General features: G+C 56.0%; 10 protein-coding genes. 6 read left to right on the top strand and 4 right to left on the bottom strand.

The features are described 5' to 3' along the window. Positions 1-1,458 (top strand): HDOD domain-containing protein, encoded by a 1,458-nt coding sequence (locus SCD_RS08000; RefSeq protein ID WP_041673398.1) that lies wholly within the window; start codon positions 1-3, stop codon positions 1,456-1,458. On the opposite strand, the gene senB is transcribed toward SCD_RS08000, so the two are convergent. Further along, the gene (gene senB / locus SCD_RS07995; RefSeq protein WP_009205607.1) at positions 1,400-2,404 is read right to left on the bottom strand and encodes a selenoneine biosynthesis selenosugar synthase SenB; all 1,005 of its coding nucleotides are present in this window, start codon (positions 2,402-2,404) and stop codon (positions 1,400-1,402) included. The two genes, SCD_RS08000 and senB, sit on opposite strands and share 59 nt — an antisense overlap. Positions 2,405-2,452: 48 nt before the next feature. Here senB and SCD_RS07990 point away from each other — a divergent pair, with 48 nt between their 5' ends. Further along, positions 2,453-3,223 carry a TrmH family RNA methyltransferase gene (locus tag SCD_RS07990; RefSeq protein ID WP_041673397.1) on the top strand — a complete coding sequence of 257 codons (771 nt, stop codon included), beginning with the start codon at positions 2,453-2,455 and terminating at the stop codon, positions 3,221-3,223. Here the strand turns inward: SCD_RS07990 and feoB are convergent. Next, a complete protein-coding gene (gene feoB / locus SCD_RS07985; RefSeq protein ID WP_009205609.1) occupies positions 3,220-5,244 on the bottom strand; it encodes a ferrous iron transport protein B in 2,025 nt (674 codons plus the stop codon). The two genes, SCD_RS07990 and feoB, sit on opposite strands and share 4 nt — an antisense overlap. 159 nt (positions 5,245-5,403) lie before the next feature. On the opposite strand from feoB, the gene SCD_RS07980 reads away from it, so the two are divergent. The 4 genes from SCD_RS07980 to ftsB all read left to right on the top strand — a co-directional run bounded on the left by SCD_RS07980 (position 5,404) and on the right by ftsB (position 9,613). Continuing rightward, positions 5,404-7,065: a CTP synthase gene (locus tag SCD_RS07980; protein ID WP_009205610.1), complete on the top strand. Its 1,662-nt coding sequence runs from the start codon at positions 5,404-5,406 to the stop codon at positions 7,063-7,065. Next, positions 7,062-7,898 (top strand): 3-deoxy-8-phosphooctulonate synthase, encoded by an 837-nt coding sequence (kdsA, locus tag SCD_RS07975; protein ID WP_009205611.1) that lies wholly within the window; start codon positions 7,062-7,064, stop codon positions 7,896-7,898. Before SCD_RS07980 ends, kdsA begins: the two co-directional genes overlap by 4 nt. 73 nt (positions 7,899-7,971) lie before the next feature. Then, a complete protein-coding gene (gene eno, locus SCD_RS07970; protein WP_009205612.1) occupies positions 7,972-9,255 on the top strand; it encodes a phosphopyruvate hydratase in 1,284 nt (427 codons plus the stop codon). A 13-nt stretch (positions 9,256-9,268) separates the two neighbouring features. Further along, entirely contained in the window at positions 9,269-9,613 is a 345-nt protein-coding gene (gene ftsB, locus SCD_RS07965) for a cell division protein FtsB (RefSeq protein ID WP_009205613.1), read from the top strand. 147 nt (positions 9,614-9,760) lie between these two features. Here the strand turns inward: ftsB and SCD_RS07960 are convergent, their stop codons facing one another. Together SCD_RS07960 and mfd are read right to left on the bottom strand one after the other, a co-directional pair. Beyond that, positions 9,761-11,857: a sensor domain-containing protein gene (locus tag SCD_RS07960; RefSeq protein WP_009205614.1), complete on the bottom strand. Its 2,097-nt coding sequence runs from the start codon at positions 11,855-11,857 to the stop codon at positions 9,761-9,763. 728 nt (positions 11,858-12,585) lie between these two features. Beyond that, positions 12,586-16,023 (bottom strand): transcription-repair coupling factor, encoded by a 3,438-nt coding sequence (gene mfd / locus SCD_RS07950; protein ID WP_041673393.1) that lies wholly within the window; start codon positions 16,021-16,023, stop codon positions 12,586-12,588. Between the last annotated feature and the right edge of the window lies 1 nt (position 16,024).

The following is a 16,024-nucleotide window of genomic DNA, read 5'->3' as shown; positions in this document are numbered from 1 at the left end:
ATGAAAACTCTGAACGAATGGGTTGAAGAGCTGAAATCCTGGGAGATGCCCGTGCTGCAGCGCAGCGTCAGGGAGATAAGCAAACTTGCCGGAAGGGCGGAGAAGGTTACTGCCGGAGAAATTGCGGAAGTGGTGCTACGCGATCCGCTGATGACTTTGAAAGTGTTGCGCCTGGTCAATGGCATGTCACGTAGCCGCCTCAGCAATGAAATCACGACGGTGGAACATGCCGTGATGATGCTGGGGGTCGGCCCTTTTTTCAATCGGCTCTCCAATCTAAAGGCCGTCGAGGAGGACCTGAAGACATTGGACGGCGCATTGCCAGGATTGATGCAGGCCATGAGCCGGGCTCACCATGCCGCATGGCAGGCGCGCGACTGGGCAAATTTTCGAGCCGACATGAAATCTGAGGAAGTGTATATTGGCGCACTGCTCTACGATATGGGAGAAATTCTGCTCTGGGCTTATGCACCGGAGCAGGCACTGCAAATTCGCAGGCTGGTGCGGCGAAATAAAATCGGCCTGGCCCAGGCGCAGAAAGAAATCCTCGGGTTCGATTCGCGTGAACTGCAATTTGCGCTTGCGGAAGTGTGGCGCCTGCCGGAACTGATGCAGTTATTCATGCACAGCGAAAATAGCGTCCAGCCGCGTGTTCTAGGGGTGACCTTGGCAGCGTCGGTCGCGCGGCTTGCCGAAACCGGCTGGCATGGCCCTGCTTTGCTTGCCGATTACGAAGTGATCGCAGGGATGCTCCACATGCACCTAGATGAAGTAGTGCACATGGTGTATCGCAATGCCGTAGTGGAAGCTCGCCACTGGAACTGGTACGGCGTGCCACCGGCTGCAGCATTGCTGCCCATGCTGCCAGGAGATTGGCCGGAGGAACCGGGCGACACAGAAGCATCACCACAGCCCATCGAGGTGCCTGAAGTCAGTCTGACGCCGCACCCTGATGTGCTGAGCCAAATCATGGCCGAGATTGCGGCGCATCTGGATGGTACACTGGATCTGCACGACATGATGGCGCTGGTGTTGAAAGGAATGCACGAAGGAATCGGGTTGAACCGCGTGGTGTTCGCCCTGATGTCGGCGGATCGCAGTGCCTTGAAAGCCAAGTACGTGGTTGGGGCAGAGCCGGATTCACCATTGCGTCAATTTCAGATCGACATGACGACCCGGCATCTATTTAGTCGGTTAATGGAGAAGGCACAGGGCATTTGGCTTAGCGAAAGCAATCGAAAGACGTTGGAGCCGATGATCCCATTCGGGATCAGGCAGTTGCTTGGACATGGCGAATTTTTCGCCATGTCGGTTTTTTTGCATGGCAAGTCGGTCGGTCTGTTCTACGCCGACAGTAAGCATGATGGGGGTGCGCTCGACGAGAAACGTTACCTGGAATTCAAGCAGCTTTGCCTGCGCGCGGCGCAGGGATTGGCCCATCTGGCAAAGAAGAAGTAGCCGATGCGGTCGCGATAAGCTGTTCCAGTCCGGCAAGTTCTTGACCGGGTTCAACCAGAGGTTTTCGCTTGGCGCACTGAGCCTTGAGCAGGTCATAAAATTTCGGCGATGTTTCCGCATGCAGTAACAGGCTGGCCAAGGCTCGTTCATTTCCGCAAGGGTAAAAGCCGGCATAGTCGGCACCGAGCATGCCGATATTGCCTGATATGTCCGAGGCGATTACCGGCACACCGACCGCCAGCGCCTCTGATACAACATTTGCACCGCCTTCCATGATGGAGGTGATCACCATCAGCCGGCAGCGGGCCAGCCTGTTTCTTACCTTCCAATGGGGCAGTTCACCCAACCAGTGGTAACGCGGATTTTTCTCCATCAGGACCTGCGCCTGCCGCGCCATGTCGTCATTCAGGGCGCGTCCCATATGGGTAATATGAACTTCAGAATTCTCCGGCAATAGGGCGGCTGCGAGCGCACTGCGGAAAGGGTCTTTTTCTTCGCGCAAGTTGCCGATGACACAGGCTTCGAAGCATCTTTTGAACGGCTGCACCGATTTGACAGGGCGAGCGGATTGATAAATGACGTGGGTTTTTTCCCGCAATGCCGGGGCAAGCTCGTTGAGCCCCATTTCCTGCAGCACAACCAGGTGCGTGGCCAGTTGCATGGACTCCTGCGCACTGCAGTCGTTCCTGATGTCGCGATACAAGTCGGTGCCGGTCAGGGCCACGATTAGCGGCAATTCCGGCCAGCATTCGGCAAAACGCTTGATCGAAGCATGGCTGCGTCGTGCATGCAGTGCCAGCATCAGGTCAACGCCGCTGCCATCCCACTCGACCTGCACGCAGACGCGATGCCCCAGTTGACGCAAGAAGGTGGCCCAGCGCTGTGCCGTGTTGCGGTTGCCATTCCTGACGCGGCTGGCGGCTGGTGTTACGATGACGATTTTCATAGATTGATGAGCGAACTATAGCAGGAGCGGGCCGGCTACAAAACCACCATGAAAACGATCACTTCAAGAGAAAATCCATTGCTTAAAAGCGCCAGAAAACTTGCCGCTTCGTCGAAAGAGCGCAAGAAAGCAGGCAAAACCCTGCTGGATGGCATCCATCTGGTCACCGCCTATCATCAGGCGGGCGGAGTGCCCGAGGCGATCCTGGTTTCTGTCTCAGCACAGGATCATCCGGAAATACGGGATTTTATCCATAATCAGCCGCCGGAAAATTTGATCGTCCTGAGCGATGAATTGTTTCGGGAAATCTCGACCGTGGACACGCCGACAGGGATAGTTGCGTTGATCCGGATTCCGCAGCCAGTCGATGGGAAGGTCAATTGCTGTGTGCTGCTTGAAGATATTCAGGATCCCGGCAATCTGGGTTCTATCCTGCGATCCGCTGCTGCTGCCGGAATCGGGCAGATTTATTTGTCGACGGGGTGTGTCGATGCCTGGTCTCCCAAGGTACTCAGAGCCGGCATGGGTGCTCATTTTCATTTGTCTATTCATGAAAGCAGTGATTTGGTGGCCGTTGCGCGAAATTTTCAGGGGCAAGTAGTTGCAACGACCTTAGGCACTGAAAAGACACTGTTTAGCCTTGATTTGAGCGGCCAGACGGCATTTGTTATCGGCAATGAAGGGGCGGGGGTTTCGGAAAGCTTGCTCGAAGCTGCCGACAGCAGGGTCATGATCCCCATGCCGGGGGCGGCCGAGTCGTTGAATGCCGCAGCCGCGGCGGCTATCTGTTTTTTTGAGCGGGTTCGCCAGATCGGTTAATAACCCAATGCCCTGGCGGTCTGGTAAAAGGCGAAACTCAACAGCCATGCCAGCCCCAGGGGAAAGCCAACGGCGAACAAGGTGTAGGGCATGCTCTTCGATTCGCTGCGGATCGTGGCGATGGTGGACAGGCAGGGCGTATAAATCAGGGTGAACAGCATGAAGCTGTATGCCTGCACCCAATCCAGTTGCTGCGCCATCATGCCAGTCAGCGCCGAACCTTCGAGGCCGTAGATCACCGCCAGCGAGCCGACAACGATTTCCTTGGCGACAAAACCGAAAATCAGGGCGATAGCAAGATGCTGGTCGATGCCGATGGGCGCGAGTACCGGTTCCATGAACTGGCCGATCATCCCGGCCCAAGTGTCGAGGCTGCCCGGTGCCACATTCTGGGGAAAATGCGTCAGCAGCCATACCAGCACCACGCCGGCGATGATGAACTTGCTGGCGCGATTAAGGAAATGGCGGACTTCGTGCCAGCCGCGCAGAACCATCTGGCGGAGGGTAGGGAAGCGGTAGGGCGGCAATTCGAGGATGAACGGCTCGTTGTTCTGGAAACGATTTTTGAACAGCAGCGCGGTGATGAAGGCAGCGGCGAAACTGAACAGGTACAAGCTGAAAAGCACCAGCGGCGCTGCCTTGGGCGAAAAAATCGCCGCAGTGATGAAAACGAAGACCTGTAGCCGCGCCGAACACAGCGAAAACGGGATTACCAGCATGGTCAGCAGGCGCAGGCTGCGCGAGCGCATGACCCGTGTGCCCATCAGCGCGGGAACGTTGCAGCCGAAACCGAGCAGCATCATGACGAAGCTGCGCCCATCCAGTCCCAGCTTGGCCATCAGCGCGTCCATCAGGAACGCGGCGCGCGACAGGTAGCCGCTATCCTCAACCAGCGCCATGAACAGGAAGAACAGAACGATAATGGGGACGAAAGTGGCGACGGTGCCCACGCCATTGTAGATGCCCTCAATCAGCAGGCCATGCAGTGCCGCTGGCAACCCCGCCAGCAAAGGCTCCAGCGCACCCTGTTTGAAAGCTTCTAGCAGCCACGCGACGCCATCCTGCAAAGGTTTTCCGAGCAGGAAGATGGCCTGGAACAGCAGATACATGATCAAAAAGAAGAGCGGCAACCCGAGCCAGGGGTGAAGCATGAGGCGATCAAGCTGGGTGGTCAGATTATCCGACATCTGAACCGGCACCTGGACGGTTTGCTTGAGCACGGTCTCCATGTCAGTTTCGATCTGGTCATCAGCCGCCAGCAGGAGTTGCAGTTTTTCGGGCGGGATCGGCGCACTGTTTTGAATGGCCTGGGTAATGATCTGGTGCGCGTCCTGATAGCCGTTGCCATATTTGGCACTAAGCATGACAACTGGCATGTCCAGTGAGCTCGACATTTTTTTGGCATCGATGGTGATGCCAAATTTTTTGGCTTCGTCGACCATGTTCAGCAGCAACACGGCAGGTAGGCACAACTGCTTGAGTTGCAGGGCAAGACTGAGCTGGCGCTCGATCTGAGTGGCGTTGAGGATGATGACGACCAGATCGACTGGATTGTTTTCCAGGAAATGGCGAACTACCTGTTCGTCGTCGGAGAAGCCGTGCAAGTCGTAGATGCCGGGCAGGTCAACCAGCTCGACCATCTCGCCGGCGAGCAGCAACTTGGCGCCGAGCAGATCGACAGTGATACCCGGCCAGTTGCCGACCCGGGCCGAAGCGCCTGTGGCACGGTTGAAGAACGTGGATTTGCCGGTGTTTGGCATGCCCACCAAGGCGACGCGTTTCATCAGACTAGCGTTTGAACCTCTATTTTCTGCGCTTCTTTTTTTGCGCAGCATGATGTCGGTAGCGCCGATGCGGACGTGCAGTGGGCCGGAAAAACGACCATGGCGGATGACTTCGATACGTTTTCCGATGCGGAAGCCCAGTGCCGCAAGACGATAAGAAAGCGCGCGATCAGTGTGCACTGCCGCGATAGTGGCAAATTCGCCGACTTTGAGAGTTTCCAGATTAACGGTAGTCATGCTTTTTAGACTTGGTTTAATGAGAATTGTTCTTATTATGCCACACCCCCTGAAGTTTGCAAATCGTTTTGTGAAACTTGTTTAACTGATGTTTAGCTTTAAGTGAAGCCCGTTTTAGGCTACAATTTGAACCCGTCTTGTGCTCAATTCTGCTCCCAAATGACCAAATTCGTTTTCATCACAGGCGGGGTCGTTTCCTCACTTGGAAAAGGCATCGCAGCCGCCTCTCTTGCCGCGATTCTCGAAACCCGCGGCATCAAGGTTACCCTACTCAAGCTTGACCCCTATATCAACGTCGATCCGGGCACCATGAGTCCGTTTCAGCACGGCGAGGTATTCGTCACCGAGGACGGTGCCGAAACCGATCTCGATCTGGGTCACTACGAGCGCTTCTCCCAGGCGAAGATGAGGAAGAGCAACAACTTCACTACCGGCCAGATTTATGAAAGCGTGATCAAGAAAGAGCGTCGCGGCGATTATCTGGGCGGGACGGTGCAGGTGATTCCTCATATCACCGACGAAATCAAGAATTTCGTCCGTCTCGGGGCGGGTGATGCGGAAGTCGCAATTATCGAAATCGGCGGCACGGTTGGCGACATCGAGTCTCTGCCCTTCCTCGAAGCCATCCGTCAGATGGGCGTACAACTGGGGCGGAACAACACCTGCTACGTTCACCTCACGCTGGTGCCATACATCGCCTCGGCAGGGGAAATCAAGACCAAGCCGACCCAGCATTCGGTGAAGGAGCTACGCTCAATCGGTATCCAGCCCGACGTGCTGCTGTGCCGTGCCGACAGGCAACTGCCGGACGATGAACGGCGCAAGATCGCCCTGTTTACTAATGTTGAAGAAAAGGCGGTTATTTCCGCTGTAGATGCGGATAGCATCTATAAAATTCCCGGTCTGCTCCATCAGCAGGGACTGGACGAGATTGTCTGCAAGAAGCTTGAATTGACCCCGCCGCCGGCAAACCTGAGCAAATGGGAAAGCCTGGTGTTTGCCCTGGAACACCCGCAACACAGCGTGAACATCGCCCTGGTCGGCAAGTACGTGGATCTGACTGAGTCCTACAAGTCCCTGTCGGAATCGCTGATCCACGCTGGCATACACACCCTGAGCAAGATCAAGATTCATTACATTGATTCCGAGTCGCTGGAAACCGACGGCACCGGGGCACTGGAAGGCATGGACGCCATCCTGGTTCCAGGCGGCTTCGGCAAGCGCGGCGTGGAAGGCAAGATTACGGCGATCCGCTATGCCAGAGAAAAGCGTGTGCCTTACCTGGGCATATGCCTCGGCATGCAGTTGGCGGTGATCGAATACGCCCGTGACAAGGCCGGCATGGTTGGCGCGCACAGCACCGAGTTCGAGCCAGATACCCCGTTCCCGATAGTTGCGCTGATCAGCGAATGGCGCGCACGCGACGGCAATATCGAAATGCGCGATGCCAATTCCGATCTGGGAGGAACCATGCGTCTGGGTGGCCAGGAATGTCAGCTTCAGCCTGATTCCCTGGCGCGAAAAATTTATGGCGCCGAACGGATTATCGAGAGGCATCGCCATCGCTATGAGGTTAACAACAGCTTGCTGCCCAAGTTGGAGCAGGCAGGCATGCGGGTCAGCGGCCGGTCGATTGGCGGAGAAGACCTGTGCGAAATGATCGAACTGCCCGACCATCCCTGGTTCGTCGCCTGCCAGTTCCATCCTGAATTCACTTCCACGCCGCGAGATGGTCATCCGCTGTTCAAGTCCTACGTGGAAGCGGCGGTACGGCAGCATGAACTGAATGCCCTGAGCGGCACACAGAAGGAAGTAAAATGAAGTTATGTGGTTTTGAAGTCGGTCTGGACCAGCCCCTGTTCCTGATCGCCGGCCCCTGCGTGATCGAATCTAGGCAGATGGCGCTGGATACCGCCGGAGCGCTGAAGGAGATTTGCGCTGGCCTGGGGATCAATTTCATCTATAAATCGTCCTATGACAAGGCCAACAGAAGCTCATCAAAATCATTTCGTGGCAAAGGGATGGATGATGGACTTAAGATTCTGGATGAGGTTAAATGTCAGATCAAAGTGCCTGTCCTGACCGACGTGCATGCCATCGAGGAAATCGCGCCAGTTGCGGCGGTGGTGGACGTACTGCAAACCCCCGCTTTCCTGTGCCGCCAGACCGATTTCATCCACGCAGCGGCAAGCGCGGGCAAGCCGGTCAACATCAAAAAAGGGCAGTTCCTTGCCCCTTGGGACATGAAAAACGTTGTCGACAAAGCCCGGGAGGCGAGCGGCCAAGAAAACATCATGGTTTGCGAGCGTGGCGTGTCGTTCGGCTACAATAATCTGGTTTCCGACATGCGATCCCTGATGGTCATGCGTGAAACAGGCTGTCCGGTCGTGTTTGATGCGACCCATTCGGTGCAACTTCCCGGTGGGCAGGGTGATAAAAGCGGCGGGCAGCGCGAATTTGTGCCGGTGCTGGCCAGGGCAGCGGTTGCCAGCGGAATTTCCGGCCTATTCATGGAAACCCATCCCAATCCCGAGCAAGCCTTGTCCGACGGACCTAACGCCTGGCCGCTGGACAAAATTCGCGGCTTACTGGAAACCCTGAAGCAACTGGATGCGCTGGTAAAGAAACAAGGATTCGCCGAACAGGAATGCTGAAACCCACTGTCGGTGGCCAGTGTGTAAGTCATTAAATTAAGTTGTGATCTAAATAAATGTTAAGGAAAAGATAATGAGTGCAATTGTAGATGTAATCGCTAGAGAAATTCTGGATTCCCGTGGCAACCCGACCATAGAAACCGACGTATTGCTCGAGTCCGGCATCATCGGGCGGGCTGCCGTACCCTCCGGCGCGTCCACGGGGAGCAAGGAAGCGGTTGAGTTGCGTGATGGCGACAAGCAGCGCTATTTTGGCAAGGGCGTGCTGAAAGCCGTTGAAAATGTGAACACCGAAATCTGCGAAGCGATCATCGGTCTGGATGCCGAAGAACAGACGTTTATCGACCGAACTCTGATCGAACTCGACGGCACCGAAAACAAAGGTCGTCTGGGTGCCAATGCGTTGCTATCCGTGTCGCTGGCTGTAGCCAAGGCCGCCGCCGAGGAATCCGGTTTGCCGCTTTACCGTTACCTGGGCGGTGCAGGTCCGAAGAGGCTGCCCGTGCCGATGATCAACATCATCAACGGCGGCGCGCACGCCAGCAACAGCTCTGACATCCAGGAATTCATGATCATCCCGGTGGGTAGCACCAGTTTCCGTGAAGCGCTGCGTTGCGGCGCCGAAATCTTCCACACCCTGAAAAGCATCCTGGGCAAGCGCGGCCTGGCCACTACCGTGGGCGACGAAGGCGGCTTCGCACCACGCCTCTCCTCCAACGAGGAAGCACTGCAATTCATCATGGAAGCCATCGAAAAGGCGGGCTACCTGCCGGGCTCGGATGTGGTGATCGGTCTGGATTGCGCCAGTACGGAATTCTACAGGGACGGAAAATACATCCTCAAGGCCGACAACCTGGAACTGAGTGCAGCCCAGTTTACCGATTATCTTGCTGCCTGGACCGACAAGTATCCGATCCTCAGCGTCGAGGACGGCATGGCCGAGAATGACTGGGAAGGTTGGGGCATGCTGACCGAGCGCATGGGCAAATCGATTCAGCTGGTGGGAGACGACTTGTTCGTCACCAACACCAAAATCCTGCGCGAAGGCATCCAGAAGCACGTTGCCAATTCCGTCCTGATCAAGGTCAACCAGATCGGCACGCTGACCGAAACCTTCGCCGCCATCGAAATGGCCAAACACGCCGGTTACACCACCGTGATCTCGCATCGCTCCGGCGAAACCGAAGACACCACCATCGCTGATATCGCCGTGGCTACCAATGCCATGCAGATCAAAACTGGCTCGATCAGCCGCTCCGAACGTATCGCCAAGTACAACCAACTGCTGCGGATCGAGGAAGAACTGGGTGACGCAGCGAGCTACGCGGGTCGAGAGGCTTTTTACCAACTAAGTTAAAAACTGTCGCGAGATGCGCTGGCTGACCCTGATCTTCGTCGTGCTGATTGCCGCGCTTCAATATCCCTTGTGGTTGGGGAAGGGTAGTTGGCTGCGGGTATGGGAGGTCGACCGCGAATCCACGCAACAGAAGGAAGTCAACCTGAAACTGAGAGCGCGCAATGCCTCTCTCGATGCTGAAGTGCGCGACCTCAAGCAGGGTTACGACGCCATCGAGGAGCGCGCCCGCAGCGAACTGGGCATGATCAAGCGCGATGAGATTTTTTTTCAGGTGCTGGAAGAATCTAAGCCGGCGGCACGTGCACAGCCTGAGGTGGAGAAGAAAGCCTCGCCCCAGGTGGAGTCGGCCAAGCCCTAGGGAGCAGATGGTACTGGCTCGCCGGTTCGGATAAATCCGGGCACTGGGAAGTGTTGATTATATTGTCTTAACCTTCCGCTGTCGACTCTCATAGATACATTCAGCACCACGGCCTCGACCGTCCGATTCCGCCCTCTATACAGTCGCTCAAGCTTTCGAGTCATGAAACCGAATCAAATTTCTCCCTGACTTTTTGGCTTGATACATTGCCATATCAGCTCTCTTGAGAATGTCGCCCTGGCTGGCTTCATAGTTGAAAAACAAGGACACGCCGATGCTCGCCGTGCAATGATATTTCATGGTGGAATCAATTCCTCCCTCGTGCTTGATGGTCAACCAATAGGGTTCGGATAACGCAATACGGATTTTTTCCGCAACTATCTCAGCTTGGGAAGTCGATTCGGCTTCATCCGTATCCAGTCCATTGAGCATCACGACAAACTCATCACCACCAAAGCGCGCCACTGTGTCCATCTCGCGCACACATTTATTCAGGCGATCCGCAGCTTCAATCAACAGCAAGTCGCCGGCTATATGCCCATGCGTATCATTGAGGGGCTTGAAATTATCCAAATCAAGAAACATCAGTGCACTATAGTAACCACTGCGCTTACTGGCTGCCATGGCCTGACTCAAGCGGTCGTTAAGCAGATGCCGGTTCGGCAATTGGGTCAACGGATCATAGAAAGCCATGTTCTTGATCACGTCTTCCTTCGCCTTGCGAGTGGAGATGTCGGTGTGCGCACCGACGTAGTGGGTAATGGTTCCGTCATCCGATTTCACTGCCGTGATGGTCAGCCATTTCGGATAGATTTCACCATTCTTTCGCCGGTCCCAGATTTCACCCTGCCAACCCCCCGTGCACTTGATGCAGTCCCACATTTCGGCATAAAAGTCCGCATTGTGACGACCTGATTTGAACAGGCGCGGGGTCTGGCCCACAACTTCCTCTGTTGTGTAGCCCGAGATTTCGGTGAAGGCGCGGTTGACCTGTAGAATCACACTGTTGGCATCAGTGATCATCATGCCTTCCTGCGATTCAAAAGCCGCAGCGGCAATGCTGAGCGCTGCTTCTGTGTGTTTGCGTTCGGTGATGTCGCGAGTGATGCCGACAAAGTGGGTCAAATGCCCTTGCTCGTTGCGCACAGGAGAGATCGTCAGCTCATTCCAGAATGCGCTGCCGTCTTTGCGATAGTGGAGAATGTCGCCGGAGAATTCCGTGCCATTCTTAAAAGCCATGCGTATCCGATCGGCCTGCTGTGGATCTGTAAGCGGCCCTACCAATAAGCAGTAATCACTGCCAATGATTTCTGTCGGACTGTAGCCAGTGATCGAGGAAAAGGCATCATTCGCCGAGAGGATGCACTGGCCTGGATCCCTGATGACTACGCCTTGAGAGACCGCTTTCAGGGCCGCATCGCTAACCCGAAGCTGTTCTTGGCTCCGCTTGATCGCCGTAATGTCAGTGACCAACCCAAAAACACCCTGCACTTGGCCATTTACTTTGTGCGGTATGTATTGGGCCAAAACGTGCAGGGTTTCACTATCGGGCTTGGGCAGTTTGCCTTCAAACGAATTGGGTTCGCCACGCAATGCAGCGCGAATGTAGGGTTCGCGTTCCTTAAACAGTTCATCACCCACCAGATCCTGTATCCGGATACCCTGCATTTCCTCCTCTGTGTGGCCAAATAATTTAGTGTATTCTTTGCTCGCAAAGGTGTAACGAAGCTCCGGGGTCCAGTACCCCAGTAGGGCGGGAATATGGTCGGCAATTGCCTTTACGAAATCTTCGCTCTCCCTTAGCCCTGCCTCGGCTTGTTCGCACTCGGTGATGTCTTCAGCAATTCCGGCGATTCGATGAAAATTCCCTTCTGCATCAAAGAGGGGAAAGGTGCGCGCGCATATCCACCGTTCAGAGCCATCAGGTCGGCGTATTCGATACTCCGGGAAGGCGACATCAGACAGGTCTCCGGTGCTTTTTATGCTCATCATCGCAGCAATGACTTGTTCGCGGTCTGCATCAACGACGGAATCCTGCCAATACAGTGGTCTGGCATAGAGGCTCTCGCAAGACCGACCCCAGATTTTCTCGTAACCTGGACTGATATAGATGACCTCTTGCCAATCTGGGGAAACGATCCAGAAGACTTCCCGGATGCGCTCCGTCAGTTGTTGGAAAAGTGTCGCCAATGCTTCCTGCGTAAAATCAACTCCCTTTCTCTCAGGGATATTTGGTGTGATCATTTTGAATCTTCCTTGATCCGTGTCTTGTCGATACTCAAGCCGATCAGCGTGATCAGCAAGGCCATTGGACGAGCTAGGGCAATAAGGCATCAATTATTTTCTCATTAATACAATTGGAGGGGTGCATTGAACAATCAACGCAAATATCGCTGCCATCTATCTTGTCAAGCATGCATCATTCCCAGAATATTGCATTTTCAGTGCCATACTCTTTTCTGAACTTTTCAGAGTGATTAAATAAATACTCTGTGATTTTTGACTGAAGGCATTGATAGTTTTTGCGGCACCGTCACCAGAACGTGTGTTCCAGATGAATTCATCGGGCAGCATTTTAGTTACCGCTATTTCATTTGTGTAACCCAATACTCAGAAGAACTCATGAATAATGTTGATTCTGTCGTACACAACGCCATCAGCGAGAATACTGGGGTATTTATTTCTACTGGATATGTCGTATGAAAGGTGTGGGTCTTTATCGGTGGCAATTTATAATTTCTCCGAAAAAAGTTATGAATTCGACCTTACGCCCATTCTGATCATTTTCAATCGGGGATTCCCCTATTGTTGATAGGAGGGTTATTACTGTAACCGTATCTCAACGGCCGCAATTTGTATCTTGCCGCCACTGGCTGGTGAATGGCGAACGGCAGGAGCTGGCACGAGGCAGCCTTTACAGATTCAGACTTGATCCTGCGCAGCAGGCAAGACCTAGTCTGAATTTCTACAGATTACCCCAGCTCCTTCAGCAACCGCACAACCTCTTCCACCCTGTTTTTCACTTCCGGCATCTCGCGGCTGACTTTAAGCCGGTCAGGTCCAGCCAGCTTGCAGCCGGGCTTGCTCTGGATCATCTGAATGATTTTAACCGGGTCGATCGGCGGATTGGGGATGAATTGCAGCAGGATGCCGCTGCTGCTCGCATCGATTTTGGCGATGCCGAGCGGTTTGGCGAGGATGCGCAGGCGGTGCGTGTCGAGCAAGGCGCTGGCCTGCGACGGCAGCAGGCCGAAACGATCGATCAGTTCTTCGTGGAGCTGATCCAGTTCATCCAGGGTGGCGCAGTTTGCCAGGCGCTTGTACAGGGTCAGGCGCTCGTTGACATCGCCGCAATAGTCGTTGGGCAGCAATGCCGGGCTGTGCAGGTTGATTTCGGTGGTGATGCCGAGCGGCTCGGCAATGTCGGGCTCATTGCCTGCCTTGAGCGCTTTTACCGCCCGGTTGAGCATGTCGGCGTAGAGATTGAAGCCGATCTCCTGCATATCTCCGCTCTGTGATTCTCCGAGAACTTCTCCCGCGCCGCGGATTTCCAGGTCGTGCATGGAAAGATAAAAGCCAGCGCCCAGGTCTTCCAGGGACTGGATCGCGTCCAGGCGCTTTCTCGCCTGCGGCGTGATGCCATCCTCACCGGGAGGGGTGAGCAGGTAGGCGTAGGCCTGATGGTGGGAACGGCCGACGCGCCCGCGCAACTGGTGCAGCTGGGCGAGGCCGAACTTGTCGGCGCGGTGGATGATGATGGTGTTGGCGGTGGGAATATCGATGCCGGTTTCAATGATGGTGGTGCACAGTAGCAGGTTGAAGCGCTGCTGGTAGAAGTCGCGCATCACATGTTCCAGCTCGCGCTCGCGCAGCTGGCCGTGAGCCACTGCGATGCGCGCTTCGGGCAGGAGCTGGGTGAGTTTTTCCTGCACGTTGAGGATGGTTTCGACCTCGTTGTGCAGGAAATAAATCTGCCCGCCGCGCTTGAGCTCGCGTAGCACCGCTTCGCGGATGATGCCGTCGCTGTCGGGGCTGACGAAAGTCTTGATGGACAGGCGTCGCTGCGGCGCGGTGGCGATGACGGAAAAGTCGCGCAGTCCTTCCAGCGACATCGACAGGGTGCGAGGGATGGGCGTGGCGGTCAAAGTCAGCACGTCGACCTCGGCGCGCAGGGCTTTGAGCTGCTCCTTCTGGCGCACGCCGAAGCGATGTTCCTCGTCGACGATTACCAGCCCCAGATTATTGAACTTGATATCTTTCTGGATCAGCTTGTGGGTGCCGATAACGATGTCGATCTTGCCCTCCGCCATGCCCTTGAGCGCTTCGGTCTGTTCCTTGGCGGAGCGAAAGCGTGACAGTTCGGCGATTTTGATCGGCCACTCGGAAAAACGGTCGGTAAAGTTCTGGAAGTGCTGCTCGGCGAGGAGGGTGGTGGGTACCAGGATCGCCACCTGCTTGCCGTCAGCTACGGCAACGAAAGCGGCGCGCAGAGCCACCTCAGTCTTGCCGAAGCCGACGTCGCCGCAGACCAGCCGGTCCATCGGTTTGCCGGAGGTCATGTCCTCGATCACGGCCTGGATCGCGGCGGCCTGGTCCGGGGTCTCCTCGAACTCGAAACTGGCGGAGAACGCTTCGTAATCCTGCGGCTTGATCTGGAACACATGCCCCTGGCGCGCGGCTCGCTGGGCGTAAAGGTTGAGCAGTTCGGCGGCAGTGTCGCGTGCCTGCTTGAGCGCCTTCTTCTTGGCCTTTTCCCACTGGCCGCTGCCGAGCTTGTGCAGCGGCGCGGATTCCGGCGATGCGCCGCTGTAACGGCCGATCAGGTAGAGATGTGAAACCGGCACGTAAAGCTTGTCGCCACCGGCATACTCGAGGAGCAGAAACTCGGTCTCGCCTTCGCCCAGATCCAGGCTGACCAGCCCCAGGTAGCGGCCGATGCCGTGCTGTTCGTGCACTACCGGATCGTTGATGCGGACCTCGGACAGGTCGCGCAGCATGTTTTCCATGGTGGACTTGCGCGCTGCGTCGCGGCGCCGAGTCTGGCGCACCTGAGTGGCATACAGCTCGGTTTCGGTGATGAAAGCGAGCGAGAGGTGAGTCGGGGAGGCGGGAAGAACAAACCCGGTGCTCAAAGGCCCCGTGCCGAGCATGAACTTTTCCTGACTCCCCATGAAGTCGGCATAGGTTTCGCAGGGCACCGGCTTGAGGCCATGCTCCATCAGGTATTGCAGCATGGTTTCGCGCCGCCCCAGGCTTTCTGCCAGGATCAGGATGCGGCCGTCGAAATCGGCAACGAATTGCTGCAACCGGCTGACCGGGTTGTCGGCGCGGCGGTCCACCTGAACCGAGGGCAGCGGTAGTGATGAGCCCTGAGTGCTGAGTTCTGTGTCCTGATTATCGGTGCTCAATTCGATGCGCGGGTAGGGCTTGAGCGCGGTGAACAGCGCCTCCACAGGCAAGAACAGCTCCTGCGGCGGCAACAGCGGCCGGTTACGGTCGCCGCGCAGCAGTTGGTAGCGCGACTGGGTGTCTCGCCAGAAATTCTGTGCGGCTATTTCCAGTCCGTGGTACTGGCAGATCAGCGCATCCTGCGGCAGGTAATCGAACAGCGTGGCGGTGCTCTCGAAAAACAGCGGCAAATAATATTCGATACCGTGTGGCGCCAGGCCTTGGCTGACATCCTTGTAGAGGCGGCTCTTGGAAGGATCACCCTCGAATTTTTCGCGGAAGTTGCGGCGGAAAGTGTCCTGGCCGATTTTGTCCAGCGGAAACTCCCGCGCCGGCAGCAGGCGGACATCCTTGACCGGGTAGATGCTGCGCTGGGTGTCTGCGTCGAAGGTCCGTATGCTCTCGATCTCGTTGTCGAAGAGGTCGATGCGGTAAGGCAGCGGGCTGCCCATCGGGAACAGGTCGACGATGCCGCCGCGCACGCTGTATTCGCCGGGGCTTATTACCTGGGTGACGTGTGTATAGCCAGCCAGCGTCAATTGGCCGCGCAGGGCATCCAGATCGAGCTGGGTGCCCTGCTTCAGGAAAAAAGTATGCGCCGCCAGAAATTCGCGCGGCGGCAGGCGATAAAGTGCAGTGGTGGCGGGTATGATGGCGACATCGCAGGCGTTTTGCGAAATCTGGTAAAGTGTGGCCAGACGCTCCGAAATCAGGTCCTGGTGCGGGGAAAACTGGTCGTAAGGCAGGGTTTCCCAGTCTGGCAGCAGGTGAACCGAAAGATCCGGCGCGAAATAAGGGATTTCATCGTGCAGGCGCTGGGCATCCGCAGCCGTTTCTGTCAGGATGATCAGAGGCCGTTTTTGTATCGCCAGTTGCGCCAGCGCTAGGGCATCGCTCGAGCCTTGAAGGCTGGCGTAGCGCTTGCGTGATCCTGGAGCGGGAAGGGGTTGGCCTGATAGCATG

Origin of the sequence: Sulfuricella denitrificans skB26, assembly GCF_000297055.2 — a bacterium.
GTDB classification, from domain to species: Bacteria; Pseudomonadota; Gammaproteobacteria; order Burkholderiales; family Sulfuricellaceae; genus Sulfuricella; species Sulfuricella denitrificans.
The sequence above is the reverse complement of the archived record's forward strand: the minus strand, read 5'-3'. Positions and strand labels throughout refer to the sequence as shown.

What these genes read in the sequence shown, in the direction of transcription:
- SCD_RS08000 (WP_041673398.1), top strand. Translation starts at nt 1, where the DNA reads ATGAAAACTCTGAACGAATGGGTTGAAGAGCTGAAATCCTGGGAGATG.
- senB (WP_009205607.1), bottom strand. Translation starts at nt 2,404, where the DNA reads ATGAAAATCGTCATCGTAACACCAGCCGCCAGCCGCGTCAGGAATGGC.
- SCD_RS07990 (WP_041673397.1), top strand. Translation starts at nt 2,453, where the DNA reads ATGAAAACGATCACTTCAAGAGAAAATCCATTGCTTAAAAGCGCCAGA.
- feoB (WP_009205609.1), bottom strand. Translation starts at nt 5,244, where the DNA reads ATGACTACCGTTAATCTGGAAACTCTCAAAGTCGGCGAATTTGCCACT.
- SCD_RS07980 (WP_009205610.1), top strand. Translation starts at nt 5,404, where the DNA reads ATGACCAAATTCGTTTTCATCACAGGCGGGGTCGTTTCCTCACTTGGA.
- kdsA (WP_009205611.1), top strand. Translation starts at nt 7,062, where the DNA reads ATGAAGTTATGTGGTTTTGAAGTCGGTCTGGACCAGCCCCTGTTCCTG.
- eno (WP_009205612.1), top strand. Translation starts at nt 7,972, where the DNA reads ATGAGTGCAATTGTAGATGTAATCGCTAGAGAAATTCTGGATTCCCGT.
- ftsB (WP_009205613.1), top strand. Translation starts at nt 9,269, where the DNA reads ATGCGCTGGCTGACCCTGATCTTCGTCGTGCTGATTGCCGCGCTTCAA.
- SCD_RS07960 (WP_009205614.1), bottom strand. Translation starts at nt 11,857, where the DNA reads ATGATCACACCAAATATCCCTGAGAGAAAGGGAGTTGATTTTACGCAG.
- mfd (WP_041673393.1), bottom strand. Translation starts at nt 16,023, where the DNA reads ATGCTATCAGGCCAACCCCTTCCCGCTCCAGGATCACGCAAGCGCTAC.